The organism is Pseudothermotoga sp. (assembly GCF_031962025.1).
Lineage (GTDB): Bacteria > Thermotogota > Thermotogae > Thermotogales > DSM-5069 > Pseudothermotoga_B.
The window spans coordinates 13,360-39,159 of record NZ_JAVRKW010000012.1 but is presented as its reverse complement, the minus strand read 5'-3'; the positions used below and the strand labels follow the sequence as shown (position 1 = coordinate 39,159).

General features: G+C 40.7%; 26 protein-coding genes. 13 read left to right on the top strand and 13 right to left on the bottom strand.

Annotation, left to right across the window (positions count from 1 at the left end; all coding sequences use genetic code 11):
• The first annotated feature begins 114 nt into the window (after nucleotides 1-114).
• Nucleotides 115-1,164 (top strand): ROK family protein, encoded by a 1,050-nt coding sequence (locus tag AC4E92_RS08575; RefSeq protein ID WP_490240173.1) that lies wholly within the window; start codon nucleotides 115-117, stop codon nucleotides 1,162-1,164.
• Here the strand turns inward: AC4E92_RS08575 and AC4E92_RS08570 are convergent.
• Both AC4E92_RS08570 and AC4E92_RS08565 read right to left on the bottom strand, forming a co-directional pair.
• Nucleotides 1,154-1,882 carry an SPL family radical SAM protein gene (locus tag AC4E92_RS08570; RefSeq protein WP_490240172.1) on the bottom strand — a complete coding sequence of 243 codons (729 nt, stop codon included), beginning with the start codon at nucleotides 1,880-1,882 and terminating at the stop codon, nucleotides 1,154-1,156. The two genes, AC4E92_RS08575 and AC4E92_RS08570, sit on opposite strands and share 11 nt — an antisense overlap.
• On the bottom strand, nucleotides 1,882-3,927 hold the full coding sequence (locus AC4E92_RS08565; protein WP_490240171.1) for a GumC family protein: 2,046 nt from the start codon (nucleotides 3,925-3,927) through the stop codon (nucleotides 1,882-1,884). Before AC4E92_RS08565 ends, AC4E92_RS08570 begins: the two co-directional genes overlap by 1 nt.
• Before the next feature lie 102 nt (nucleotides 3,928-4,029).
• Between AC4E92_RS08565 and rbsK the strand changes: the two genes are divergently transcribed.
• The 3 genes from rbsK to AC4E92_RS08550 are packed head-to-tail and all read left to right on the top strand — an operon-like array spanning nucleotide 4,030 to nucleotide 6,600.
• A complete protein-coding gene (gene rbsK / locus AC4E92_RS08560; RefSeq protein ID WP_490240170.1) occupies nucleotides 4,030-4,932 on the top strand; it encodes a ribokinase in 903 nt (300 codons plus the stop codon).
• The gene (locus tag AC4E92_RS08555; RefSeq protein ID WP_490240169.1) at nucleotides 4,929-5,930 is read left to right on the top strand and encodes a hypothetical protein; all 1,002 of its coding nucleotides are present in this window, start codon (nucleotides 4,929-4,931) and stop codon (nucleotides 5,928-5,930) included. Before rbsK ends, AC4E92_RS08555 begins: the two co-directional genes overlap by 4 nt.
• The gene (locus AC4E92_RS08550) at nucleotides 5,920-6,600 is read left to right on the top strand and encodes a YjjG family noncanonical pyrimidine nucleotidase (protein WP_490240168.1); all 681 of its coding nucleotides are present in this window, start codon (nucleotides 5,920-5,922) and stop codon (nucleotides 6,598-6,600) included. Before AC4E92_RS08555 ends, AC4E92_RS08550 begins: the two co-directional genes overlap by 11 nt.
• Here AC4E92_RS08550 and AC4E92_RS08545 read toward each other — a convergent pair.
• Complete coding sequence (locus tag AC4E92_RS08545) at nucleotides 6,586-8,271, bottom strand: M3 family oligoendopeptidase (RefSeq protein WP_490240167.1); 1,686 nt, start codon at nucleotides 8,269-8,271, stop codon at nucleotides 6,586-6,588. The genes AC4E92_RS08550 and AC4E92_RS08545 overlap by 15 nt on opposite strands.
• Before the next feature lie 100 nt (nucleotides 8,272-8,371).
• On the opposite strand from AC4E92_RS08545, the gene aspS reads away from it, so the two are divergent.
• From aspS to AC4E92_RS08500, 9 genes are all read left to right on the top strand, one after another.
• On the top strand, nucleotides 8,372-10,120 hold the full coding sequence (gene aspS / locus AC4E92_RS08540; protein WP_490240166.1) for an aspartate--tRNA ligase: 1,749 nt from the start codon (nucleotides 8,372-8,374) through the stop codon (nucleotides 10,118-10,120).
• Nucleotides 10,121-10,122: 2 nt separating this feature from the next.
• Complete coding sequence (locus AC4E92_RS08535; RefSeq protein WP_490240165.1) at nucleotides 10,123-10,455, top strand: STAS domain-containing protein; 333 nt, start codon at nucleotides 10,123-10,125, stop codon at nucleotides 10,453-10,455.
• A gap of 1 nt (nucleotide 10,456) precedes the next feature.
• Nucleotides 10,457-11,128 (top strand): (d)CMP kinase, encoded by a 672-nt coding sequence (gene cmk, locus AC4E92_RS08530; protein WP_490240164.1) that lies wholly within the window; start codon nucleotides 10,457-10,459, stop codon nucleotides 11,126-11,128.
• On the top strand, nucleotides 11,109-11,942 hold the full coding sequence (gene ispH, locus AC4E92_RS08525; RefSeq protein ID WP_490240163.1) for a 4-hydroxy-3-methylbut-2-enyl diphosphate reductase: 834 nt from the start codon (nucleotides 11,109-11,111) through the stop codon (nucleotides 11,940-11,942). Before cmk ends, ispH begins: the two co-directional genes overlap by 20 nt.
• A complete protein-coding gene (locus AC4E92_RS08520; protein WP_490240162.1) occupies nucleotides 11,939-13,558 on the top strand; it encodes a S1 RNA-binding domain-containing protein in 1,620 nt (539 codons plus the stop codon). The genes ispH and AC4E92_RS08520 overlap by 4 nt, the downstream gene beginning before the upstream one ends.
• On the top strand, nucleotides 13,558-14,877 hold the full coding sequence (gene der / locus AC4E92_RS08515; RefSeq protein WP_490240161.1) for a ribosome biogenesis GTPase Der: 1,320 nt from the start codon (nucleotides 13,558-13,560) through the stop codon (nucleotides 14,875-14,877). The genes AC4E92_RS08520 and der overlap by 1 nt, the downstream gene beginning before the upstream one ends.
• A gap of 166 nt (nucleotides 14,878-15,043) precedes the next feature.
• The gene (plsY, locus tag AC4E92_RS08510) at nucleotides 15,044-15,646 is read left to right on the top strand and encodes a glycerol-3-phosphate 1-O-acyltransferase PlsY (RefSeq protein WP_490240183.1); all 603 of its coding nucleotides are present in this window, start codon (nucleotides 15,044-15,046) and stop codon (nucleotides 15,644-15,646) included.
• 2 nt (nucleotides 15,647-15,648) lie between these two features.
• Nucleotides 15,649-17,256, top strand: coding sequence for a hypothetical protein (locus AC4E92_RS08505; RefSeq protein WP_490240160.1), 1,608 nt, complete (start codon nucleotides 15,649-15,651; stop codon nucleotides 17,254-17,256).
• Between the two features lie 83 nt (nucleotides 17,257-17,339).
• Nucleotides 17,340-17,825, top strand: coding sequence for a tetratricopeptide repeat protein (locus tag AC4E92_RS08500; RefSeq protein ID WP_490240159.1), 486 nt, complete (start codon nucleotides 17,340-17,342; stop codon nucleotides 17,823-17,825).
• On the opposite strand, the gene AC4E92_RS08495 is transcribed toward AC4E92_RS08500, so the two are convergent.
• The 10 genes from AC4E92_RS08495 to hflK form a co-directional block, all read right to left on the bottom strand.
• Entirely contained in the window at nucleotides 17,822-18,445 is a 624-nt protein-coding gene (locus tag AC4E92_RS08495) for a sigma-70 family RNA polymerase sigma factor (RefSeq protein ID WP_490240158.1), read from the bottom strand. The two genes, AC4E92_RS08500 and AC4E92_RS08495, sit on opposite strands and share 4 nt — an antisense overlap.
• A complete protein-coding gene (locus AC4E92_RS08490) occupies nucleotides 18,442-19,236 on the bottom strand; it encodes an HAD-IIA family hydrolase (RefSeq protein ID WP_490240157.1) in 795 nt (264 codons plus the stop codon). The genes AC4E92_RS08495 and AC4E92_RS08490 overlap by 4 nt, the downstream gene beginning before the upstream one ends.
• Before the next feature lie 86 nt (nucleotides 19,237-19,322).
• On the bottom strand, nucleotides 19,323-21,050 hold the full coding sequence (locus tag AC4E92_RS08485; protein ID WP_490240156.1) for an ABC transporter ATP-binding protein: 1,728 nt from the start codon (nucleotides 21,048-21,050) through the stop codon (nucleotides 19,323-19,325).
• Between the two features lie 42 nt (nucleotides 21,051-21,092).
• On the bottom strand, nucleotides 21,093-21,908 hold the full coding sequence (prmC, locus tag AC4E92_RS08480; RefSeq protein WP_490240155.1) for a peptide chain release factor N(5)-glutamine methyltransferase: 816 nt from the start codon (nucleotides 21,906-21,908) through the stop codon (nucleotides 21,093-21,095).
• Nucleotides 21,905-22,204: a metal-sulfur cluster assembly factor gene (locus AC4E92_RS08475; RefSeq protein ID WP_490240154.1), complete on the bottom strand. Its 300-nt coding sequence runs from the start codon at nucleotides 22,202-22,204 to the stop codon at nucleotides 21,905-21,907. Before AC4E92_RS08475 ends, prmC begins: the two co-directional genes overlap by 4 nt.
• 12 nt (nucleotides 22,205-22,216) lie before the next feature.
• The gene (locus AC4E92_RS08470) at nucleotides 22,217-22,699 is read right to left on the bottom strand and encodes a ferritin-like domain-containing protein (RefSeq protein ID WP_490240153.1); all 483 of its coding nucleotides are present in this window, start codon (nucleotides 22,697-22,699) and stop codon (nucleotides 22,217-22,219) included.
• Between the two features lie 4 nt (nucleotides 22,700-22,703).
• Nucleotides 22,704-23,192, bottom strand: coding sequence for a ferritin (locus AC4E92_RS08465; protein ID WP_490240152.1), 489 nt, complete (start codon nucleotides 23,190-23,192; stop codon nucleotides 22,704-22,706).
• 57 nt (nucleotides 23,193-23,249) lie between these two features.
• On the bottom strand, nucleotides 23,250-23,888 hold the full coding sequence (locus AC4E92_RS08460; protein ID WP_490240182.1) for a peroxiredoxin: 639 nt from the start codon (nucleotides 23,886-23,888) through the stop codon (nucleotides 23,250-23,252).
• Nucleotides 23,889-24,017: 129 nt separating this feature from the next.
• Nucleotides 24,018-24,863 (bottom strand): protease modulator HflC, encoded by an 846-nt coding sequence (hflC, locus tag AC4E92_RS08455; RefSeq protein WP_490240151.1) that lies wholly within the window; start codon nucleotides 24,861-24,863, stop codon nucleotides 24,018-24,020.
• The gene (gene hflK / locus AC4E92_RS08450) at nucleotides 24,860-25,780 is read right to left on the bottom strand and encodes an FtsH protease activity modulator HflK (protein ID WP_490240150.1); all 921 of its coding nucleotides are present in this window, start codon (nucleotides 25,778-25,780) and stop codon (nucleotides 24,860-24,862) included. The genes hflC and hflK overlap by 4 nt, the downstream gene beginning before the upstream one ends.
• Nucleotides 25,781-25,800 lie beyond the last annotated feature (20 nt).

Sequence of the window (25,800 nt, the reverse complement as noted above, 5' to 3'; positions counted from 1 at the left end):
CCCCTGTAAGTTTAGCCTCAACCACACGATAGCATATTTTTACCACTTATGTCAAGTCTTATAAAAAGTCGTAACAAATCTCTGCCTCATGGTATAATTCAAAAGGTGGTCAATATGAGCAAAATAAGAAACAGTTCTTATCTGAGAAAGAACAATTTGAGGGTAATTTTGAAAGAAATACTCAAACATCAACCAGTTTCCAAATCACAGGTAGCGAGAAAGTTGAACGTGAATTCTTCAACTATCTCACAGCTTCTTAAGCCGTTTGTTGATAGAAAGATAATTCTTGAGTCTTCACAGGGTCCTTCTTCCGGTGGAAGACCACCCCAACTTTTAACCATAAATCCTTCGGCTGCCTTCAGTGTGGCAGTCGATTTGTCTGGATACTCTGTCAGGGTAGCTTTGATTGACAGTACATTAAAAATAAGTCAGCTGCAAGAGTTCAACTTCAAGCATCAAATCTACGAAGGATTGGAACAGCTGGTTGAAAAAATCAAAGAAATTCTTTCAATCTTGAATGGTAACCGGGTACTTGGCATTTGCATAGCTGTTTCAGGAGTTCTCGACCAGCACACAGGGAGGATCAGCAGCAGTTTAATAGAAGGACTGGAAAATGTTCGAATCGTCGAATTTTTGCAGAAACGTTTGAACTTACCCGTTTTTGTTGAGAACGATGCAAATCTTTCGGCACTTGGTGAATTTATGAACTTAGAAGAGGATATTAGAAATATGTTTTATGTACACTTGGGCGAGGGCCTTGGTGGCGGCATGATTTTGGACAAATCTATTTTCAAAGGCGATCGAGGTTATGCAGGTGAGATTGGCAGGATGATTTACAATTGTGAACCTTTTACAACTGTTGGTGATATTTACTCACAGATTTTGCGTGAATATTCTCTCAAGGGTGAGATTCCCGGCAAAATGCTGGTTAATCTCCTTTTTGCTGTGGTACAAAATGTTCTTTCAATAACTGATATCTGCCATTTTGTCGTTGGTGGAAGATATGCAGTCTTTGATGAAAAATATCTTTTGGAAGTTGAAAGACTCGCCAGGGAAAAATTCTATGGTTTTGAAGTTTTCGTAGCAAAATCTGTCAACAACCCGGATGCAATACTGACTGGTGCGGCAGAGTATCTGATAGAAAACAGTATATTCAATATCTAACGGACTCTTTTCCAAAAACTCTCTCGAACTTTTCAACTACTTCCAAAAACTTTTCCTTAGTTAACCAGTCTGTCCAGCCGTACTTCGCATACACAGCCTGTACCTGTGTCTGGTAGTTCAATGCATCGAGTGTGACTTTGCTTACATATTTTGAAAGTTTCCAGGCGAGGTTTTCTGCATTCATAACAAGAACAGGTCCCACGAACACAGAAATATCTATCCCGGCTTGTTTCATCTTTCTGAGTGTTTCAATTCTCTCTTCAACAGAAGGTGCGCCAGGCTCGAGAATTTTTCTCACATCTTCACGATCTGTTGTAATTGTGAGTGTTACCGAGATATCTTTCAACAGATCAAGATCTCTCAAAATCAAGCTCGATTTGGTCATCAGGTGAACTTTTCTCAGGTGCAAAGTCAGAATTTCGATAATTTTCCTGGTCAACCCATACTTTTTTTCAATATGCTGGTATGGATCGCAGACACTTGACAGAAAAAAGTCACCTTTTGCTTTGAATAATTCTTTTTCAACCAGCTGTGCGGCGTTGATCTTAACCCAAACATCTCTTCCCCATGTAGAATTGGTGTACTTGAAAGGTCCTATGAAACGCGCGTAACAGTACAGGCAACCAAAAGTGCACCCAATGTATGGGTTTATCACGTATTTTGCAACACCGATTCTGGTTCGGGTGATGATCTTTTTTGCCGTTAAATGTTGGATCATCAGTTTGTGTTGTTCACGATAATACCTGTCAATTTATTTGCAATATTCAGATTGAGCAATGAAGTAGCAAGATTCTTGTCAGTTCTACCAAGATAGATTATCAAAGCAAATTTATCAACGATCTTGCCTGCAAGGATACCTTCTGCACAGTTAAGCGGTGGCATATCCACAACGATTCTGTCATATACCTCGGCCAGTTCCTTCATACAACCGGGAAGTTTCTGACTGCTTAGAAACCAGCTATCTTTTTCATTCAGAGGCAAGATGTGAAGGTTGTCAGAAAACTTTGCGATGGTTTCCTGTGAAGATTTTCCATTTATCAAATCTCTGATGTCGCCATTGTTTTGAAGTGAAAAAACCTTTGAAATGATTGGTGATCGCGGATTCATATCTATCAACAGAGTTTTTTGGGACATCTTTGAAAAAACATACGCGAGATTGCAAGCAATAAATGTTTTCCCTTCCTTTTCTTCAGAACTTGTGAAACCAAGAATCTTCGCAGGTTCGTCCAATAGTGTTGCGGCTAAATGTTTGAAATCTTCACAGATTTTCTCTGTGTTGCACTCAAAAGTAACCAGAAAATCTTCATCTTCTACATCTTTGCTGTGCGATACTGTTCCCAAAATGGGTGTTCTTGGAAAGACTCTTTGCAATTCATCAACTGCTCTGAATTTTTTATCAGTTGCCTCTCTGATAAAAACAGCAAGGATGCCAAGGAAAATTCCCAGCGCACCACCTATGGCAAGTGTGAGCATTTTATTTGGTTTTGAAGGTCTGCTTGGAACATTAGCGTTGCTGACTATACGAACATTATCAACTGTACCGGCAGCACCTATCTTTGCTTGTTCGTACTGACTCAAAAGAGCCAGATATGTAGTTTGCTTTGCCTGTCTTTCCCTTTCCAGTTCAAAAAGCTTTTGTTCAATCGATGGAACGACTGAGACTTTTTTGAGATATTCATCTCTGATTTTTTCAACGGCAGCCAGAGTTGCTTGCTGCACCTGAAGTTCTGTTTGTTTCAAGATCCAGGCTGTGTACAGCTCGGAATAAGCGGGATTTATCGTCTGAATTTCGGCGCTTATGACCTTGCTGATTTCTTTTTGCAACAGATCCTGAGTTTCTTCAATTTGTTTTTTCAGTGAAACTACTCTTCTATCGCTTTCTGAGTAAGTCTGAAGCAGTGCAGAAAGCTCCACCTGAAGGTCAACGAGTTTTGCCCGCAGTTGCTGCACAACTGGATTCGTACTGATCGTTTCAGACGATATGATTTTCTGATCAACCTTTTTAAGCATATCTTCTGCAGCTTTGATCCCAGTCTTGGTTTGCTCTATGGACACTTTTGTTTCATAAGCCTTTGCATCAAACTGAGCTATACCTTCAACGAGTTTCGCCGCCTGGTCGCTCAAGGAGTAAATCTGATTTTCTTCTTTGAACTTTCTCAATTTATCCTCGACATCCTTCAATTCCTGCTCGATGCGCGGAAGTTGCCTTTCTATGAAATCAGCTCGAGCGCTATATTCATTCACAGTCATTCTACTTCGCATATCAAGGTATATCTCTATTAGAGAATTGACTATCTTTGCCGCCATTTGTGGATCTTCATGCTCGACCGATACTTGTATTACTCTGGTGTTCTTGACATTTTCTATCTTCAGCCATTTTTCACTGATGGTTTTGACTACATCTTCTGGTAGTACCTGTTTTTTACCTTTGAATAAGTCCATCAAATTCAACTGGTTGATCAATTTTTCAATGTTCTGTGGATTTTTTATTAGCTCAATCTCCGTCTGAACATCAGCACTCTGTCCCAGTCCCAGTCCGCCAATACCAATTATTTGCGTCACGGCACTTGGAATACTTATCGCTGGCTGGCTTGTCTGTACAATAAGCTGAGCACTTGCTTCGTATGTGGGTTTTGCAAAGAACAGAAGATAAAACAACGTTCCAAAGGCTGTCAAAAGAAAAACGACCGCAAACCACAAAAAGCGCCTTTTGAAGATTTTGAAAATATCAGACAAAGTGAGTTCTGTTGTTTCACTGTCCAATTTCTACCCCTCCTACAAAAACACATATCAATTAGTATTTAACCACGAACAAACCTTTTTGGTGCAAAATCTGTGTTAAACTTCATTCTTGGGGGCGAATAAATGATCGCAATCATAGGCAGTAACAACGTCGATCTTGTTGTCACGGTAGATCACTTCACAAAACCGGGTGAAACACAGAAATGTCTTGAGTTTGAAAGATTCTCTGGTGGCAAGGGTGCAAACCAGGCTGTTGCATGCAAAAAACTCGGAGCACAGGTCGCCTTTCTCACCTGCATAGGTAATGACGGCAACGGGCAGTTTGTGTTTGAAAAACTTTCTCAGGTAGGTATCGAAGATTTTGCAGTAAGAACAAACCTGCCAAACGGTTTTGCCCTGATAGAAATCACAACAGATGGACAGAACAGAATAATAATATACCCAGGTTCCAATGCTGCATTGACAAAAGACTTACTTGATAAAAAAATTCAGGATTTACTCAAGGCAGATATACTGCTCCTTCAAAATGAAATACCATTTGAAACCACACTTGAAGCAGCAAAACTCTTTAAAAAACACGGCAAGCTGGTGATCTTTGATCCCGCACCGGCTCAAAATATAGACAGAGAGATTTTCAAGTACGTTGATATCATAACTCCAAATGAATCAGAGATCTTTACCCTGACAGGAATAAAAAAGATCGATGCGGCAGTTGATGAACTTTTGAAGGCTGGTTGTGAAAATGTGCTTCTGAAGATGGGAGAAAAAGGTTGTTTTTTCAAAGGAAAATTGGCACAGATAAAAATAGACGCCTTCAAAGTAAAACCAGTAGATACAACGGCTGCTGGAGATATATTCAATGCAGGCTTTGCCGTTGAATTTGAAAAAACAAGAGATCTTGAAAAGGCGTTGATTTTTGCCAGTGCGGCGGCTGCAATTAGCGTCACAAGAAAAGGCGCACAGAGTTCAATTCCATCACAGGATGAGGTCACAGAGTTTCTCAAAGAAAGGGGCTTTAGAGTATGAGATTTGGCATAAGTTATTTTGGAAACAGGATGCCGTGGTATGTTGAAAAAGACCTTCGAATGCTCAAAGATGCTGGTTTCAGTATTTTGGTGCATACATACAGTGAAAATGATTTCAGATTTTACAAAAAAACCATGAGCGATATTGCTCAGATGAGCAAAGACATGGGGTTTGAAATATGGGCTGATCCGTGGGGATGGGGTGGGGTGTTTGGAGGAGAGGCTTTCAGCGGTTTTCTTCAGAACAACATGGATGAGGCTCAGGTGGGTAACGATGGAAAATTGAAAGGGTCAGTTTGTTTGAGGTCTGAAGTTTTTAAAGAGTACATGAAACAGTGGATCGATAACGTGAAAGAAGCTGGATTTGATGCAATATTCTGGGATGAGCCGCATTTTCATATTCCAACGCCGATCACAAATTTTCCACAGCAATGGACCTGCAGATGTGAAAGATGCAAAACAGCCTTTGAAAAGAAGTACGGCTATCAGATGCCGATCGAGTATAATCAAGATATCTCAGACTTTAGAAATGAAACGGCAATAGAATTCTTCAAACAGATGAGCGAGTACGCAAAGACGATAGGTTTGAAAAATATTGTGTGCTTTTTACCTTTTGAAACAGATCTTTTTGGTATCAGAGACTTTGAAAGTATTGCAAAACTGCCATCGATAGACGATATCGGCACAGATCCATACTGGTTTGCCTTTGGACTATCGGTGAATCCTTTTGTCGAAGATGCGGCAGAAAATATCAAAAAACTTTCGCAAAAATACTCCAAGACAAACCATATGTGGCTTGAGGGGTTCAAGGTACCAAAGGGTAGAGAAAAAGAACTTTTCGAAGGCTTTCAGGTGATGAAAGAACACAGAATAGATAAAGTGCTGTTCTGGGGAGTTTATGCGTGTGAACACATAAGCAGTATATCACCTGATGATCCGCGAAAAACCTGGGATACAATACTCAAAATAGTTGAGGGTGAAAAAAACAGTGAAATATGAAATGGTCTATTTTGATTTGGATAACACATTGCTCGATTTTTCTCGATCAGAAAAAGAAGCACTGCAATCTGTGATGTCAGAATATGGATACCAGATCAATAACGAGCAGATCGATTTATACATCCAGATAAACAAAAAGTGGTGGCAGGCTTTCTCAAATGGGTTGTACACCAAGGAATACATAGTTGTGGCAAGGTTCAATGAGTTTCTTGAAAAAATAGGTGCATGCGATCTTCAAGCTGATGTGATCGCTGAAAAATATCTTGAAAAATTATCCAACACCGCATATTTCATGGCAGGTGCACAGGAGTTTCTTGAGAAAATGAAGAAAAAGTGCCAGAGAATGGCTGTATTGACCAATGGAGTTGAAAAGGTCCAAAAAGGTAGAGCAAGATTGCTCAGGCTTGAAAGATTTGTCGAATTCATTCTCACTTCTGATCAAGCTGGAAAGCCAAAACCCGATCCTTCGATGTTCATAAAGGCTTCTCAAATGAGCGGTGTGAGCCTGAGAGATTCAGTCTACGTTGGAGATGATCTTGTAACAGATTATCAGGCATCAAAAAACGCCGGAGTGGATTTCATACTTTTTGATCCATCCGGCGCCAATAAAGGCGATGATTTTCAAACCGTGAAAGACTTTGATGAACTCTACTCACTACTGTGCATGTGAATTGATCCAGTTTGAGACAGATTTTGCCACCGATTCGATTGTTTTTTCCTCAAATGGTGAAGATAGTCCGGCGACATTCAAGAGTTTGGTGAAAGAAAGGCTTCCACCCATGTCACAGAGTTTCACATATTCTCTGAAAGCCTTTTCTCTATCGTCAATAGATCTCATCCAGAACTGAAACGCACAGATCTGAGCAAGGACATAGTCTATGTAGTAAAATGGGTTTTCAAAAATGTGTCCCTGTTGATGCCATCTGCCACCATTTTCGAGAAATTCATTGCCATCGTAATCGATCTCTGGCATGTAGGTTTTTTCTATTTCACGCCAGAGCCTTCTTCTTTCTTTTGGGGTCATATTTGGATTTTCATAAACACGGTGCTGAAATTCATCCACACATGTCCCGTACGGTATGAAATTCAACGCACCCCACAGATGAACAAGTCTTGCTTTTTCTGCCTGCTCTTGATAGAAATACTCCATCCAGGGCCATGCAAAAAATTCCATACTCATCGAGTGTATCTCACAGGCTTCAAGTGTGGGCCAGTGATACTCCGGAATATCGAAATTCCTGCTCCTGTAGACTTCAAATGCGTGCCCGGCTTCGTGAGTCAATACTTCAACATCGTGTTCGGTTCCATTGAAATTGGCAAAGATAAAAGGAGATTTGTAATTTGCCACAAAATCGCAAAATCCTCCGGGGTACTTGCCGTCACGGCTTTTCAGATCTAACAGATCATTTTCGAGCATGAAATTGAAGAACTCAGCCGTTTCACTGGACATTTCTTCGTACATTTTCTTAGCCTTCAGGACGATCTCATCTTCAGTGCCGCGCGGTCTTGGATTACCTTCCTTTAGAATTACAGAAAGATCGTAGTATTTGAGTTTGTCCAGACCGAGCTGTTCAGCCTGTTTTTCACGGAGCTTAGTAACAGCCGGAACCACATGTTTTTTGATGGCTTCTCTCAGATTTTTCACCATCTTTTGATCGTAATCTGAACGGTTGAGCCTGTCATACCCAAGCTGGGTAAAAGAATCATAACCGAGTTTTTGAGCTATTTTTGTCCTGAGCTTCACCAATTGATCGTATATTTCATCGGATTTCTCTTGATTCGATGCAAAAAAAGAATAAAGCGCCTGCGCAGCTTCTTTTCGTACGTTACGATCTGGAGAAATCATAAACGCACGCAACTGAGGAATCGTCAATTTTTTCCCGTTGAATTGAATCTGAGCAGACGAAACGAGTTCAGCATACTCGGTTGCAAGTTTATTTTCCTGCACAAGATCTTGTAAAATCTCTGGTTTAAAAGTTTTGATTGAAAGATTTGCGATGTTGAAAAGCTGTTCACCGAATATTTTCTCAAGTTCATCTTTGAATCTGGATGTTATAAGCGCTCTGTAATAATCACTGACAAGACCTTCCATAACAGGACTTGCACTGTCAAAGTAATCTTTCTCTTTTTTGTAGAACTGGTCTTTTGTGTTCATGCAAAAACGAATCGTACAGATAGACGATGATGTGGAAAAATCTTCCCTGATCCTGTTGATTTTTTTAACACATTCTTTTGCTTTTTCGACGTTTTCTGCCTTTCTCAACTGCTCGACATATTCTTTGAATTCACTTTCAACTGTGCTCAGATCTGGCCTTTTGTACTCAAACTGTGAAAACTTCACACAGACACCTCCTTCTTTTTTTAATTGTATACCACCAAGGCGTGATATATTATTCTCAAGAACAGTGATATAGTATTCAAGGAAAATAGGAGGATGAAAAATGCTCAGAACACACACATGCGGTGAGCTTAGAATTGAGGATGTCGGGAAAAAGGTCGTTCTGGCAGGATGGGTTGACAGAATCAGAGACCTTGGTGGTGTGAAATTCATAATGCTCAGAGACAGGTATGGCATAACTCAAGTTGTTTTTTCTTCACAGAATCAAACAGAACTTCGCAGAGAATCTGTTGTCCAGATTGAGGGCATCGTCAGAGAAAGACCAAAAGAAACAGTCAACAGAGAACTTCCAACCGGTGAGATAGAAGTGGTAGCTGAAAAGATAACCGTTTTTTCATCTCCAATCAGAGACCTTCCATTCTATCCCGGTGAAACAAAGCTGCCTTCAGAAGATGTCAGGTTGAAGTACCGTTACATTGACCTGAGAAGAAAAGAAGCCATGGACAGGATAATAACGAGGCATAAAGTTGCTCAGGCTGTGAGAAACTATCTTTCTTCGCAGGGTTTTATAGAAGTCGAGACTCCGTTTTTGACAAAAAGTACTCCAGAAGGTGCAAGAGACTTTCTGGTGCCATCAAGGCTCAAACCCGGTACATTCTATGCCTTGCCTCAATCTCCACAGCTTTTTAAACAGCTTCTGATGATAAGCAACCTGGACAGATACTTTCAAATCGTGAGATGTTTTCGCGATGAAGATCTCAGAGCCGACAGGCAACCAGAATTCACTCAAATCGATATAGAAATGTCTTTCATCACCAGAGAAGATGTATTGCAGATAACCGAGAATATGCTCAGGTATGTCTTTAAACAGGTACTGGGCGTTGAACTTGCTGAAAAACTGGATCACCTCACTTATGATTACTGTATGAACACCTACGGTTCAGATAAACCCGACCGAAGAATAGGCATGGAATTCAAAGATGTGAGTGACTGCTTTACGGATTCAGAGTACCATGTTGTATCAAATGCCATAATGCAGAACGGTGTTGTGAAGTGTTTTACAATAAAGGATTTCTCGGACAAAATGACAAGGAAACTCGCAGATGAACTGGATGAAGTTGCCAGATCACTTGGTCTTGGCGGAATTTTGTGGTTTGCAGTCGATAATAAAGATGCACTGCGCGGTTCAGCTTTAAAGCATCTTGAAAAAAATTACAAGCAAATCGTGAAGAAATTTTCGCTGCAGCCAAAAGACGTCTGCATCCTCGCAGTTGGTAAAAACAGTGAAGTGAATATTGTACTGGGTGAAATCAGGAAAATTTTTGGCGAAAGATTCTTTTCTCATCTGAAAACTGGTTTTGACATTTTCTGGGTGATAGACTTTCCAATGTTTGAATACAGCGAGGAAGAAAACAGATTCGTTGCACAGCATCATCCGTTTACCATGCCGAATTTAGAGGACCTTGAAAAATACAAAGACAGCGATCTTTCGAGGATCAGAGCACAGTCTTATGATATTGTGATAAACGGTTTTGAAGTTGGGTCTGGAAGTGTTAGAATTCATAATGCGGAGCTTCAAAGAGAAGTCTTCAAACTCATGCAGTTGTCCGAAGAAGAGATTAAAATAAAATTTGGATTTTTGCTGGAAGCATTTCAGTACGGTGCGCCACCTCACGGTGGTATAGCTCTTGGCTTGGACAGACTGGTGGCAATAATTTGTGGCGTTTCTTCGATTAGAGACGTAATAGCATTCCCAAAAACTTCAAGCGGAGTTTGTCCGCTCACAGGTGCACCAGACGTTGTCAGTGAAAAACAATTGAAGGAACTCAAAATAAAACTTGGAGGCGATTGATGATGAACGATGTGGTTGTTAAATTTGAACAGGCGCAGTCAAAACTGATTTGCAAAATCGACGGAGACTTCGACGCATATCATTCGGCTGAGATCAAAAAAGCCATCAAGGAACAACTTGAAAAATCAAAAGACACCAAGATAGTTTTGGACATGTCAAATGTTCCTTACATCGATAGTGCCGGTCTTGGCACAATGGTTTCGATTTTGAAGGATGTAAGAAACCTCCAAAAAGAACTTGTACTGGCTTCGCTCAGACAGAATGTGAAACGAATCTTTGAAATGACAAGGCTGGACAAAGTTTTCAAGATCGTCGATGTTGTGGAGGAGGCTTGAATTGAAAGAGTTTCTGATTGCCATAGATGGACCTGCAGGTTCTGGGAAATCCACCGTCGCAAAGCTTGTTGCGGAAAAACTCAAAATGAACTACCTGGATACAGGAGCCATGTACAGAGCAGTGGCTCTGTATTTGCATTCAAAAAATCTTTCGCCTTCAGATGATCTGTCTGATGCACTTGATCACATAAAATTGAATTACAAAGACGGTGAACTGTATTTAAATGGCACAAAAGTTTCTGAGCAAATAAGATCGGCTCAGGCTGGAAAGCTTGCCTCAGATTTTGCCGTTAATCAGACTGTGCGTTCAAAATTGACCCAGCTTCAAAAAGATATATGCAAAGGCGGTATGTTTGTTGTCGAAGGAAGAGATATAGGAACAGTTGTTCTTCCACATGCACAGGTCAAGATTTTTCTGACCGCTTCATTTGAGGAAAGGGTGAGAAGAAGGCTCAGAGAATTGCGTGAAAAAGGAATAAATCTGACATTTGAGCAAGTCGCAGATCAAATAAGGCTCAGGGATGAGCAGGACTCAAAAAGATCCATCGCTCCGATGAAACCCGCTGAAGATGCTATAATCATCGATACGACAGACAAGAGCATCGAACAGGTAACGGAAGAAATCTGCCAGATTGCGCTCAGGAGGATGGCTTGTGAAAGTAATTGTTGCTGAGGATGTCGGTTTTTGCTTTGGTGTACAGCGGGCATTGAAGATGATCAATTCAAAAATCGCAAATCATGAAAAGATATATACACTCGGCGATGTTGTTCATAACAAATCAGTTGCCAGATCACTTGAACAAAAGGGCGTTGTGGTGATACAGCAGGACATTCCGCAGGATGCAAAAGACTCTGTTTTGGTGATACGTGCACATGGTGTTCCAAAAGATCTGCTTGAACAGGTTAAAAAGACCTTCAAAACCGTTGTAGACACAACATGTCCCATTGTGATGAGTCTTTTCAAAACGGCTCAGCAGATGCAAAAACAGGGTTATAAAATCACGGTGTTTGGAAAAAAAGACCATCCAGAGATGGTTGCTCTGCTTGGCTATGTACCGCAAGCCACAGTAACAGTTGAGCCAATTCCCCTGAATGAAAAAAGCTGTGTTCTATCTCAGACAACGATGTCAGTAGACGAATTTCATAAATTCGTGGAAAGATCGATTGAGATTTCCAGTTTTAAAGAACTCAGAGTGATCAACACTATATGCAGTATAACTGCAAAAAGAGAATCTCAAACGCGAGTAATAGCACAAAATAGCGATCTGGTGATTGTCCTTGGTGGTAAAAACAGTTCGAATACTTCCAAGCTTGCAAAAATAGCTTCGCAATTAACAAAAACTTTACATATAGAAGAGCCATCTGAAGTTGATCAAATAGATTTAAGTGATATAAAAACAATAGGTATTGTTACCGGCACTTCAACACCCCAAGAAGATGTAAAAATACTCACCGAAAAAATTCTCAATAGGAGGGAAAAGAAATGAGTGAGAAAGACGAAAAGATGGAGAACTTCCAGGAGTATCTGGATTTTGTCGAGAACACACCGGGTCAGGTTGTGGAAGCAACAGTAACAAGAATAAATCCAGCCGAAGGTATATCAGTCGATTTTGGTGGCAAAGGCGAGGGAATAATTCCTCAGAATGAACTGGTTCATCCGGTCACGAACTACACAGTTGGTCAAAAGATCAAGACCCAGATCCTAAAAATCAACGACGAAGAAGGATATGCGATTCTCTCTGAAAGAAGACCTTTTGCAAGAGATATGAGAAATCTTTTAAAGAAAGCTTATGAATCAAAGACGCCAATCAAGGGTAAGATAACACGTGTGGTACCCGGTGGCTATCAGGTTACGATCTTTGAAGTTTTTGATGCCTTCCTGCCCGGATCGCATTCCATGCTCAGAAAAGATCAGCCGGTCGAAGAAAAAGAAATGGACTTTCTGATCATAGAATATTTTGCAGATCGCAAAAGGCAGAGAATAGTAGTTTCTCGAAAAGCCTTGATAGATCAGATGAAAGAAGAATTTTTCAAAACACACAAAGTCTCAGATGAGGTTGAGGGCATTGTCGAGCAGATCAATGACACACATGCAATAATCGACCTTGGAGCAGTCAAAGCCTTCCTGCCAAAATCGGAAATCTCTCATGATCCATCACTTTCTGTGAAAGACGTGCTCAAAAAAGGAGAAAAGGTAAAAGTCAAAATAATCGAAATCGATCAAGCAAAATCGTCGATAACCGTGAGTTTAAAAGCATTAGAGCCAGATCCATGGTCAAAGGTAATGGAAAAATACCCGGCTGGAACAACTGTTCAGGGTACTGTGAAAAGCATCATGCCATTTGGAGTTTTCGTGAATCTCGAGCCTGGCATCGATGGTCTGATACACATCTCTGAAATTTTCTGGGGTAGTAAAAAAACCGATCTGCACAAGTATTTCAAAGTTGGACAGCTTGTTCAGGCAGAGGTTGTTGAACTGGACTCTCAGAAGCGCAGAATATCGCTCAGTTACAAAAAAGCAAAAGGAGACCCGTGGGAAAACATAAACCAGAAGTACTCTGAAGGAAGTGTTGTGAGTGGAGTTGTACAGAGAATCCTGTCAACCGGGATTATAGTTGAAATAGAAGATGGAGTCAGTGGTTTTGTGCCAAAATCAGAGCTGTCCTGGAACAAAATAAAGGATCCATCTGAACTTTTCAAAGAAAAACAGAAAGTTGAAGTCAAGATCCTGTCAATCGATCCGCAGCAAAGACGAATGAGACTGAGTATAAAACAGCTATTACCAGATCCATGGGAAGAAGTCCTGACAAAACTGACTGAGGGTTCCGTTGTAAAGGCAACAGTAAAATCGAAAGTAAATTCCGGATTCATAGTGCTTTTGCAAGATTTTTCAGTCGAAGGATTGATGCCTTCAGGACATGCCAATGAGAACGTCAAAGAGGGAGACGAACTGGAAGTACTCGTTTTGAGATTGATCCCGGAAAGAAGAAAGGTACTGGTCAGCCAGAAGAAACTCGAGGAAAAAAGAGCATACGAAGAATATAAAAGCAAGATAAACGACAAGCAAAATTACAGAACACTTGGTGATAGGATGAAAGGCTGATGGCTGTTGTCGTAATTGCCGGCAGGACAAATGTTGGAAAGTCCACGCTTTTCAACAGGCTGATAGGTAAGCGCAAAGCAATAACCGAAAAGATTGATGGAGTCACACGTGATTCCATAAAGGGTCTCGTCGTTTACGACGAGACCAGCTTTATTTTGTACGACACGTGTGGTGTCTTTGAAAAAGCTGACGATCCAATCCTTTCTGCCATGAAAAACAAAGCCTTCGAGACTTTCCGACAGGCAGATCTGATACTTTTCGTTGTTGATGGAAGAAATGGTATCACCGCTGAAGACGAGTATGTAGCAACACAGTTGAGAAAACTGGGTAAAAAGATCATACTGGTAATAAATAAAGCCGAGAATATTGCCGCAGTCGAAAAGAACATGTCCGATATACTCAGACTCGGGTTTGATGAGTATGTAATCGTCTCGGCACAGCATGGAAACAACATAGACGATTTACTTGAAAAAATCTCGCAAACCCTTAAGAATGAAGGTGTCGCTTTTGAAAAACCATCGCAGGAACTATCACCCAATATTGCCATCGTTGGAAAACCAAATGTGGGAAAATCTTCTTTATTCAACGCGCTGATTGGTCAGGACAGATCAACTGTCACCCCTATTCCTGGAACAACCAGAGATTCCATCGACGAGACGATTTATCTTTCCGGTAAGAAATTCACTTTTATAGATACCGCAGGTATGAGACGAAAGAGCAGAATACAGAAAAAAACGATCGAGTACTTCAGTGTCAGCAGAACAATCGACAGTATAGAATCGGCTGATATAGTTTTACTGGTCATGGATGCAACAGAAGGCATAACACAGCAGGACAAAAAGATAGCAGATCTGATTTTGAGTAACGGCAAAGCCATGGTGTGTGTAATGAACAAAATCGATCTGAGCAGTATCTCAAAAAAAGATTATGAAACAATGTACTCAACCCAGATGCCGTTTGCAAACTTCTGTCGGCTCATCTTTACCAGTGCAACCAGAAAGATAGGCTTGAAACAGTTGATTGACGCTATCTTTGAGGCATATGAATCGTATTCGAAAAAGATACCTCAGGAACAGTTGAGCAAACTCGTGTCGCAGCTTTCTCTACTTTCACCAAATCTTTCAAGATCAGAGCTCAGAATATACTCCATCAGACAGACAAAAACAAAACCACCAACATTTCTTGTTCAGGTCAACAACAAAGAACTGACAGATGAGAACATCAAAAGAACTCTGCAAAGACTGATCAGAGAAAGGATAGATCCTCTCACAGGTACACCCATACAGATAAATTTCAAAGGCAGAGAGAAAAAACCATAGCTGAATAGACTCAGCCATCAGCGAAAAAACTTTTAAAACAGCAACTCGATAAAAAGGGCTTTGTCAGGCAAAAAATCGACAAGGGTGATGATTTAAGACTTATACAGAAAGCTTAGAAAGGAGGAGACGGCGCATTCCATGATAAGGTAGAATGCGCTGGAAGTTGATGAATTATTTTCTGGTTGGATTGATCTGCTATCTTTGTGGGTCGGTACCGTTCAGTTACTTACTTCCAAAACTCAAAAAAGTGGATGTCAGGAATGTGGGAAGTGGCAATGTCGGTGGTACAAACGCTTTGAGAGCGGCTGGACCTGCAATTGGCTTGGCTTCGATGATTCTTGATGCCGTCAAATCCTTTGTTCCAGTACTCGTTGTATCGAAGATTTTCAATCAAAATATTTATTACGTTGGCATTGCGGCAATATGCGCAGTGATCGGTCATGATTTTCCAATCTTTTTGAGATTTAAAGGTGGAAAAGGTGTTGCAAGCACAACCGGTGTCTTCTTTGCGCTGGTCCCCATTTCTGGTTTTGCGTTCCTTGCAGGCTGGCTGTCAGTTATTCTCTGGACAAAATACGTTTCACTTGGTTCAATAATTGGCATGTACACGGCGTCGCTGGTAGCTTATTTTTTCAACAAGGATTTTGCGGTGCTTTTTCTGTTGCTTGCCACGTTATCCACTCTGAGACATGCCGATAACATAAACAGACTGATGAATCATTCTGAAAGAAAAACAGATCTGATTGCCATGTTCAAAAAGGGGCGTTGATGTTGAAAAAAGTACTCTGTTTCTTGTTTGTACTTGCTGTTCCAGTTGCAAGTTTTTCAATAATCAACGAAGAACAAGCTAGAGAACTTTTTTCTCAGGCTCTTTCACTCTGGTATGAAGGAGATGTCATCAAAGCAAGATCTGTAATGGACGAGGCACTGTCGGGCTTGATATACGTTTCTGATATACCTGAGTTCTGGTTTTTCACCTCAAAAATCGACATAGACATGCGGGCAGTGGAAAAAGCACAGGAAGATCTCAAAACCATCCTTGTCATCAGTCCAGGTAGATCAGAGGTGATCTCGCTGTTGAAAGAAATCGAAACGCTCCAAAAGCCACTTGAATTTTCCACACCGGTTGTTTTCGACAAAATCATCACATTTTCGGGTTTTCAAAAAGGTACGGAGTATTTTTACACACCATCTGCCGCAGTATTTTTGGGAAATTCTCTGATCATCGCCGACAAAGCGAACAAAAGATTGATTTTGACACACGAAGATGGGTACAGAGTTTTCAAAACCAGCATCTCACCAGCCAGTTTAGCCACTTCCAGCGCAGGGAAATTATACATCAGCGGAGATGGAAAATTGATTGAATATGATCTGAACAATGGCTCTGAAAATATCATCTATGAAGGCTTTACAAATCCCATACTTGCAGGCTTTGACAGAATCGGAAGGCTCTGGGGCAGTGATGTTGACAGAGTTTTCATTTACGACGGTGAATCTGTCAATTTCTTCACGCTTGATGATTTTTGTATCATCAGCGACATCGAGTTAACACCGTACGGTTTCTGGATTCTTGATGTGATGAAAAACCAGCTTTCATTTTACGATTTTTCCTTCAAAAAGATCAAATCTTACTCTTCTCATGGCACCTGGTCTTTCGAAGTGAGCATTCACAACGACCCGATTATAATGACAAAAGATGGAAAACTCGCTCTTGTCAAAGATGATACTTTGCACGAATTTTATCAACTGCCGAACGGGACGATCTTCTTTGAGTATCTCTATCCGTATCTGATTTTGATGAACTGGAAGACAAACGCGGTCACAGTACAGCCGATGAAATCCAAAGAACCGCTCATAGTCAAAGTCGATACTTTCAACTTTGAGAATGACAACATCAATCTATTTGTCAGAGTCGAGAACATCTTTGGGGACAGCGTGCCGTATGTGAAAAATTTTCTGGAAGTTAGAGAAGGTGGTGGACCTGTGTTTTTCAACATCTCAACCGAGTATGTGAAATCACAGCGACTGAAAGCCGATCAGGATTTTTTTGAGAAGGTACTGCCATTCATAAAAAGAGGTTCAGCATACAGCGTTTTCTTCGATGATCTACCAAAAAACTCAAGAAAAACAGACATAGTCACACTGCGCGGCAAGAATGTAAGGATTTTCACAGTTTCACCAGCAACGGATCTGGTGCTCTTCAGTGGCGGCGCTGGCTCTGTCGCTTCACCTGTCGACATATGGCAACCAGTATGGAAAATCACCTTTAAACGCACAAGACCAATTCCTTCGGATATAACACCTGTAACGGTGCAGATAAGATATGGTGATGAGATTTACTCAGATACAATCTATTACACAAGAGAGTTGATCAAATAATGGTGTATGTGATTTCAAAAGATGTTAGAAAGGAGGGAACAGCACATTCTCCATCTTATAGAAGATGGAGTTGACTGCGCTGAATGTTGATGAACTTCGAGGAATTGTTCAAAGAAGCCTATGAAGCCGCTGAAAAAGGTGAACTGAAAAAAGCCGAAGAATTTTACAGACAGTGTTTGAATCTGTGTCAGGCTCCAGAGATCTGGAACAACCTCGGTAATGTTTACAGAAGAATGGACAAAAATGCGAAGGCAATCGAATGCTATCAAAAAGCAATTGAACTTGACAAAAACTACGCTCCAGCTTATGTGAATCTATCTTCTGCCCTTTTGAATCTTGAAAGGTATGACAACGCCAAACTCTTGCTACTCAGAGCCATTCAAATTGGTATGAAAGATCAAAGGATCATAGCCATGCTCATAGTCTGTCATCTTGCCCTGCAGGAATTCTTCGAAGCTGTGGAACTCTACGCTCAGAACATGAATGATAAAACACTGATTGAAGAACTCAACGAATACGGTGTGCTTGAAAAACTCGAAGCTCTCAGAAAAGACTGGAAAAAATCTTAAAGCTGGTCAAAAAACATCCTTAAAAGTACGGGATCTATTTTTTCTCTCAGTACCCTTTTGAGTTTCTGCACAGTATTGTCCACTTTCTTGAAATTCACATCCAGTTCCTGCTCTATCTGCTCATAACTTGCTCCGTCGATCCACATTTGAACTATCTGAACTTCCAATTCAGACAGATGTTCGTTAACCTTTTCCATAATCATACCCGCAATTGCCTGGCGTGCTGTGGAAAGTGAAAAATCCTCAAATGAATATCCTGTCTCATCAGAATCCTCACTCGTTAACAAATCCACGCTGACAGCATCTGTGAGCATTCTGTTTTTCTTTCGGTTCAAAAACGTCAGAAAAGATTTCAATTCAGATTCAATACTTCTCCATGCAAAGGAAGAAAAACCACTTTTATCCGGCTGGTAATAATACACAGCCTTGATCAAACCGACCAAACCGTTCTGAACCAGATCCTGAAATTCAGCCCATGGTGCATAGTATTTTGAAGATATTTTTATGACCATCGGATAGTACTTTTCAACTAAAAGATCAAGAGCTTCTTTCAGCCCCGCTTGAGCAAGATTAACCAGTTCCTCAGCCCTTTTAGTCCTCAGACGGTACTTTATATTCAAGGTTTCTGCTCCTTCAGCAACAAAGCAAGTTCTCCTATGTTTTGCAAAATCAGATCTGGTTTTTGCTCAACCTTGTTCACATCTTCCAAACTGCTCTCACCGGAAAGAACCAGTATCGAGAAAATACCCGATCTTTTGGCAAACTCCATATCGGTGTAAAGTCTATCACCCACCATCGCTATCTGCTCTGGCTTTATGCCAGTTTTTTCCACGATCATCTGTAACATCAAAGGATTGGGTTTGCCAACGATGAAATCTGGTTTTCTGCCTGTGGATCTTTCTATAAGCGCGATGAACGAACCAGCATCAGGCAGTGGACCCTCAGGTGATGGACAGTTTATATCCGGGTGTGTGGCTATGTAGTCGATCCCTTTTCGAATGAACAAACACCCCAGAGCCAGCTTTTCATAGTTGATCTGTGTATCGTATCCAAGAACCACAGCCTGCGGATCTTTTGTGGTAACTTCATGACCATAACTTTGAAGTGTTTCAACCAGTGACTGTGTACCAATTACAAAGACCTTCGCCTGTCCATATCTATGCTTCATGAAAATAGCAGTAGCCTCACCTGATGTGAAAACATCTGACACATCAACATTAACTCCAAGCTTTCTGAGCTTTTCAACATATTTTTTAGCATCCTTGGAAGAATTGTTCGTCAAAAACATGAACCTCTTTTTCTGAGATCTGACTGTTTCTACAAAATCCATTGCTCCTGGAAGAAGACTGTCGCCCAGATAGAATGTACCATCCATATCCAGCAAAAAAAGCTGAATTGTCTTGAGAGACAAATTAATCACCTCATAAAATACAATACCAGAATAAGCAAAAAAGAAAACCAGTCGATTGCAAAATGATCGACTGGTACAGAGTGGCTTTAGGAGGCAAACTGTATTTGATAGAGCTTGTAATAGACACCTTTTTTGGAAAGCAATTCTGCGTGTTGACCTTCTTCTGCAACCTTACCATCGTGAACAACTACTATTCTGTCTGCGCCTTTCACAGTTGAAAGTCTGTGTGCAATCATGATGACAGTTTTATCCCTGGATAGTTCCCTGACAGCCGTTTCGATCCTGGATTCTGTATCGACGTCTATGTTGCTGGTTGCTTCATCCAAAATCAGTATTTTTGCGTCAAACAAAACCGCACGTGCCAAAGCTATGAGCTGTCTTTCACCAGCTGAAAGCGTTGAACCACGTTCTATTATTTTGGTGTAGATTCCATCGCTGAGTTTATCTATGATTTCATACGCGTGCACCTTTTTGAGTGCTTCGATAACCTGTTGCTCGGTGTATTCCTGGTGAAACAATCTAATGTTGTCAAGAATCGTCCCAGAAAAGAGTATCACATCCTGAGGTACAGTTGCAATCTGTTTCCTGATTTTTCTCAAATCGTACTGAAGCATGTCTCTGCCGTCTATCAAAATCCTGCCTTTTTGAGGAACGTACATCCCATTTACTAGGTTCATCAATGAGGTCTTGCCCGCTCCCGTTTCTCCAACAATGGCAGTCAATTCTCCTGGTTTGAAAGTGATGTTTATGTTTTTGAGAACCCATCTTTGTGAGTCATAACTGAACCACACATCATCGAAAACGAGTTCTCCTTTGACGATCCTGCCATCGTCTTGTGGCTCACCAAGCACTTCTGGTTTTTCATCCATCAGTGTGAATATTTTTTCACAGGACGCCGCCGTGTTTTGAATGATGTCGTACTTTTCTGATATATCGCCAAGAGGTCTCATGAATGTGTCAATGTACGCGACAAAGGCATAGAGTTCACCAAATTGGATTGTTCCGCCAATTATGTATTTTGATCCGAACCAGATTATCGTGCTCAGGGCAAAGTAGTGAATCAAATCTATGAAAGGTCTGAAAATACCAAAAACATACAGTTGATTTATCAAAGATCTGTACAGATCTTTATTCACCGAATCAAATTCCCTTGCTTTGTAATCTTCCGCCAAAAAGAGCTTTATCACGTTTATTCCGCTTATGTGTTCCGCAAGGTATGCGTTGACGCGGGCAAGATTTGTTCTGACCTCTTTGTAGACCTTCAGATCGAAATACCTGAACAAGACCATTGCAGCAATGATTATGGGAAATACAAAGCTGACATTTACAAAAAGCCTTGTACTTATTTTCAACATAAAATAGATGACTCCAGCGAGCAAAAATACATCTTTGACCATAGAAGTTATAACACTCGAGAAGAATTCCTGAATATTCTGCGTGTCATTGACTATCCTTGTGTTGATCCTTCCAGAGGGATTTTTGTCAAAAAAAGACATCGGAAGATCAAGAACCTTTCTGTAAAGTTCACTTCTGATATCATAGACTATCCTGTTTCCAAGAAATGATGTCAGATAAGTACTCAGATATCCAAGCAAAAACTGGAGCCCAACAACACCCAGCAAGATGAGTGCCATAGTCGATACACCGCTTATGCGCTGCTCGACGTTTAAAGATGGGTTGTTCATGTAACCATCTATTGCCTTTCTCACAATCTGCGGTGGTAAAAGATCAATAACAGCAGAAACAAGCACTATGAATATCGCAAGCACAAAAAACCAAAAATATGGTTTTGCATAACCAAGAAGTCTCTTCAAGGTTTTTTCACCCCAATGTTGTTAGACTCACGAATTATTTTACTACTCTATCTTTACATGAAAAAACCTTGTTTTTCCAAATTGATCATGAAAAAATGAAATATTTCCAAAAGAACAGAGCTTTTGCAGAAAATCTCTCTGTTCACAGGAAAATTCCATCAACACATGCTTGTTTTTCAAAAAAGCTGTATCTTTAAAAAATTCTCTGTAAAAATCCAGTCCATCTTCTCCTGCAAACAGTGCATCGTGTGGTTCTTTCAAAACATCTGCTGCAAGAGCTGCCTTCGTGGAGATATACGGTGGGTTTGAAACGATCAGGTCGATTTTTTCAAGAAAAGGCTTAACTGGTTCTAAAAATGGTCCTTCCAAAAAGGTGATTTTTGCTTTGAATTTATCGGCATTTTTCCGTGCAAGCAAGATTGCTTTTGGGTTGATATCAGTTGCGTAAACTTCACAGTCACTGTTCAGTACAATGGCAATGGCTATTGCACCTGAGCCTGTTCCTATATCAACAACTGTTTTTAATTGCTCATTTTCAATCAATTCCAAAGCCAGATCCACCAGGGTTTCTGTCTCGATCCTTGGTATGAAAACCCCTTCTTCTATGTTGAGCTCTAATCCATAAAAATAGCATTTTCCGGTTATGTACTGAAGAGGAAAACCACTGCACCGCAGGCGGGCAAACTCAAGTGCCTGCTTTGAATAACTGTCCTTGACCTCTTGTTCAAAAGAAAGCAGTATTCTTTCTTTGGTCATACCCGTGGCGGCTGATAAAAGCAAAAGTGCCTCCGTACCAGAGGATTCGGAGGCACCGCCGAGCATATCTTTCAAAATCTTATACAATTCTCTGAAAGTCATATACCAAATCTTTTTCGCAGCTCCTCATTCATTCTGTCCGGTGTCCATGGTGGATCAAAGGTCAGATTGATTTTGACATCTCCAACTCCTTCTATTTCACGAATTTTGTCTTCTGCATCCTGCAGAATCATTCCAGCTAACGGACATGCTGGTGTTGTCATGGTCATTGTGACTGTCACGTTGTTCTGTTGATCTATATCCACTCCATAGACAAGTCCCAGACTCACAACATCCAATCCCAATTCAAAATCTATGACATTTTCCAGAGCCTTCAAAACCTGTTCTTTTGTTATCATAGATATCTCCTCTCAAAGAGTTTCGATCATATTTGTAAGCAACTGCACATGTCCCATCTCTTCTTTGACGATCAGATCTATCTTGTCTCTGCCAAGACCTTCTGGGACAGATTCCTTTATTCCCAGGTAGAATATGATCGAATCTTTTTCCAGATCGATCGCTACTCTCAAAAGCTCTGATAATGAACGGATATCTTTGAACCTGTCAGTCGGATCAGCTCTGAGATCAAAGACCTTGCTGTTTGCAATCGACTGCAGATATTTGGCTGCTTCACCTGAAGGATCAAGGAACTGGGAAATCTCCCGCTCCTTTTTGGCAATTTCCAATCTCATGGTGTGAAATCTCTTTTCGTGTTCTTTTTCCATATCGACGAGTTTCAAAAAGATGGACTTTTTAGAATACTCTACAAATTTTTCAGCCGCTTTTGTGTAAAAACTCGCACCGTTTCTCTCGATCTGTTCGGCGATCTCAAAAACTTCGTCGATGTTGAACATCTTATCACTCCCTCTTGGCAAGTTCTCTGTCCATCATTATTATACCAACAGGGACATCTTTTATCTTCTCAAGTGTTTGTAAAATCTTCAACGCATTTGATTCTTCCTCAACCTGCTCATTTACAAACCACTGCAAAAACACGTATGCAGCATGATCATTCTCTTTCTTTGCCAGTTCAACAAGGTTGTATATACTCGCTGTGACTTTCTGCTCGTGCTCATAGACGTGCCTGAAAACTTCAAATGGATTTGCCCATTCCCTGACAGGCTGATCCAGAGCGAAAAATTCCACCTTTCCACCGCGCTCATTTATGTGCTCGTAGAATTTCATGGCGTGTTTGTACTCTTCCTTTGCCTGTAATTTCATCCAGTGTGCCATTCCTTCAAGATTTTGCGAATCAAAATACGCAGCCATTGAAAGATACAGATACGCAGAATCAAGCTCTTTTTTGATCTGTTCATTAAAAGCTTTTTGAATACTCTCTTTTATCATAAAACCATCCCTCCTCAAAATTATATTTTACCCCCGACACCGTCGGGGGTATACAGTTCAAACTTTTTTATGGCACAGCCACCAATCAAGGCATTCGTATTGTTCCTTCCTTTTCAAAGCATCCTGAATGCTCGTTGGTGGTGGAACTATTACCTCGTCTTTAAACAATTCATTATTTGGCCAGTTTGCAGGTATGGCTACTTTGTTTTCGTCTGCCACCTTGAAAGCCTTCACGATTCTAACAATTTCATCGATATTTCTTCCAACTTCCTGCGGATAGTAAAGTATTGTACGAATAAACCCGTTGGGATCAATTACAAAAACAGCTCTGACGGTGTTGCTGCCTTTTGCAGGATGCACCATTCCAAGCATCTCCGCAACCTTTCCAGTGTCTGCTATAATTGGAAACTCGATCTGTACACCGATCTTTTCCTTGATCCACTCAACCCATTTGATGTGGGAGAAAACCTGATCAACGCTCAAACCGATCAGTTCAGCACCAAGCTTTCTGAATTCGTCGTACCTTTTCTGAAACGCCACAAACTCAGTCGTACAGACAGGTGTGAAATCTGCAGGATGGCTGAAAAGCACCAACCATTTTCCCTGATAATCATCTGGAAGTTTCTTCTTACCGTGTGTGGTGAGTACCTCCATCTGTGGAAATTTTTCCCCTAATAGTGGTATACCCATCTTTATCACCTCCAAGTAAAGTATACCATAATTATATTTTACTTCCAGATATTATTTCATTTTGTCAGATACATATCGTACAATATTAATATAATGACTCAAACCCATATTTTCATCGAAAACAGAGAAACTTTTTCACTTTATCTGATTGAGTATACTCATGTCTTCTCCGATAATAACGACGCTGTCAGGAATGATCATTTTGTAACTGTCAAGTGTTCTCAAAAGTTTGTAGAACTCCTGGTCCTTTGAAAAGGCTTCTGCGTATATGCGTGTGGCACTTGCCTCTCCTGTACCTTTTATTCTCTCAGCTTCACTGGGAGCCTCTGCTTTTAAAACAGTCGCTTTTTTATCGGCTTCCGAACGGATCTTCTGGGCTTCTTTTTGACCCTCGGCTCTGATCAAAGCCGCAATACTCTGCCTTTCAGACTTCATTCTCTCAAAGACCGCCTGCTGGTTTTCAGCCGGTAAATCTGTGTGTTTGATCCTGACATCTTTTATCTCTATGCCAAAATCCTGCAGGTTCTTTTTAGAAAATTCTGTGATATCACTCAGATACATTCTTTCACCGGTTACGATGTCATCGAACTCCAGTTTTGCAAGCGTATTTCTCAAGCCAGAATAGACAACGTCATCGATCCTTGAAAGCGCTAAAGAAACTGTTCTAACTGACTCGATGAATTTCTTTGGATCAGATATTCTCCACACGGCGTAAGAATCAACAAGCATCGTTTTCTTGTCCAGGGTAATGATTTTCTCAACGGGTATATCGTAGATATAAAAACGCTTGCTGAAACGGACCACGTTGTCCACGAAAGGTGTGCGTGCATACAGACCCGGTTCTGAGATTATTCTTCTTATCTCTCCAAATCTGATAACTATTGCATACTGCGTCTGATCAACAATGAAAAACGACAAACCCACAAAAACAGCCGCTATGACAACAACGGTGAGAATACCTATCAAAATTACCATCTTCATTTTCCATCACCACCGATCAACTTATCCAGATTGAGTAAAGTAATGTTCTGTGAACCATCGAGCAGAATTATCCTCTTTGCCTTTGGCAGAACTTCTTCGAGTGTCTCGAGTTTTAATCGTGTCTCTGTGACCTTTGGAGCAGTTTTGTACTCTTTTAAAATACTCAAAAACCTCTGCGTCTCACCTGTAGCTTGAAGAACTTTTTGCTGAGCATAAGCCTCCGCCTCTAAAACTATCTTTCTTGCCTCACCCTCCACAGAAGGTATGAGATTATTTGCGTATTTGAGTGCTTCATTTATATACCTTTCTTTATCCTGCTTTGCGTTGTTCACATCGTCAAAGGCAGCGATAACCGGCTGAGGTGGTACAACCTCCTGGAGCAGCACATTTATGACAGTTATTCCCACATCGTATTGATCCAGCAATTGCTGTGTTATCTGATGAACTTCGTACGACACCTTGTCTCTTTCCGCTGTCAAAATTTCATCAACAGTTCTTTTGGCTATCATCTCTCTTAAAGCAGATTCAGCGGTGAATTTCACGAGCTCTTCGGGATTTTCAACGTTGAAAACGAATTTCACAGGATCATTCACGCGAAATTGAACAACTGCTTCAACCGAAACTATGTTTCCATCACCCGTCAGTATTAGAACTTCTTCTTTCTTTTGAACATACTGCCCGGGTTTGACTGTTCTAAAACCTATCTCCTGTTTTCTGATTGTCTGGACATCAACTATCACATGCGTTTGAAAAGGATACGGTGCGTGAATGTGTATTCCAGGACCTGCTGTGTGACTGTATTTGCCGAAGGTTTTAACCAGTGCAACCTGAGATGGATCAACCTGATAAATCCCTGTCATCAGATATACAATAAAAACCACAATTGCAATAAATATCACCACAAACTTTGCTTTCATTTTCGTTCCTCCTTTCTCTT

Coding starts and splice junctions, on each gene's coding strand:
- AC4E92_RS08575 (WP_490240173.1), top strand. CDS start 115: ATGAGCAAAATAAGAAACAGTTCTTATCTGAGAAAGAACAATTTGAGG.
- AC4E92_RS08570 (WP_490240172.1), bottom strand. CDS start 1,882: ATGATCCAACATTTAACGGCAAAAAAGATCATCACCCGAACCAGAATC.
- rbsK (WP_490240170.1), top strand. CDS start 4,030: ATGATCGCAATCATAGGCAGTAACAACGTCGATCTTGTTGTCACGGTA.
- AC4E92_RS08555 (WP_490240169.1), top strand. CDS start 4,929: ATGAGATTTGGCATAAGTTATTTTGGAAACAGGATGCCGTGGTATGTT.
- aspS (WP_490240166.1), top strand. CDS start 8,372: ATGCTCAGAACACACACATGCGGTGAGCTTAGAATTGAGGATGTCGGG.
- AC4E92_RS08535 (WP_490240165.1), top strand. CDS start 10,123: ATGAACGATGTGGTTGTTAAATTTGAACAGGCGCAGTCAAAACTGATT.
- AC4E92_RS08520 (WP_490240162.1), top strand. CDS start 11,939: ATGAGTGAGAAAGACGAAAAGATGGAGAACTTCCAGGAGTATCTGGAT.
- der (WP_490240161.1), top strand. CDS start 13,558: ATGGCTGTTGTCGTAATTGCCGGCAGGACAAATGTTGGAAAGTCCACG.
- plsY (WP_490240183.1), top strand. CDS start 15,044: ATGAATTATTTTCTGGTTGGATTGATCTGCTATCTTTGTGGGTCGGTA.
- AC4E92_RS08500 (WP_490240159.1), top strand. CDS start 17,340: ATGTTGATGAACTTCGAGGAATTGTTCAAAGAAGCCTATGAAGCCGCT.
- prmC (WP_490240155.1), bottom strand. CDS start 21,908: ATGACTTTCAGAGAATTGTATAAGATTTTGAAAGATATGCTCGGCGGT.
- AC4E92_RS08475 (WP_490240154.1), bottom strand. CDS start 22,204: ATGATAACAAAAGAACAGGTTTTGAAGGCTCTGGAAAATGTCATAGAT.
- AC4E92_RS08470 (WP_490240153.1), bottom strand. CDS start 22,699: ATGTTCAACATCGACGAAGTTTTTGAGATCGCCGAACAGATCGAGAGA.
- AC4E92_RS08465 (WP_490240152.1), bottom strand. CDS start 23,192: ATGATAAAAGAGAGTATTCAAAAAGCTTTTAATGAACAGATCAAAAAA.
- hflC (WP_490240151.1), bottom strand. CDS start 24,863: ATGAAGATGGTAATTTTGATAGGTATTCTCACCGTTGTTGTCATAGCG.
- hflK (WP_490240150.1), bottom strand. CDS start 25,780: ATGAAAGCAAAGTTTGTGGTGATATTTATTGCAATTGTGGTTTTTATT.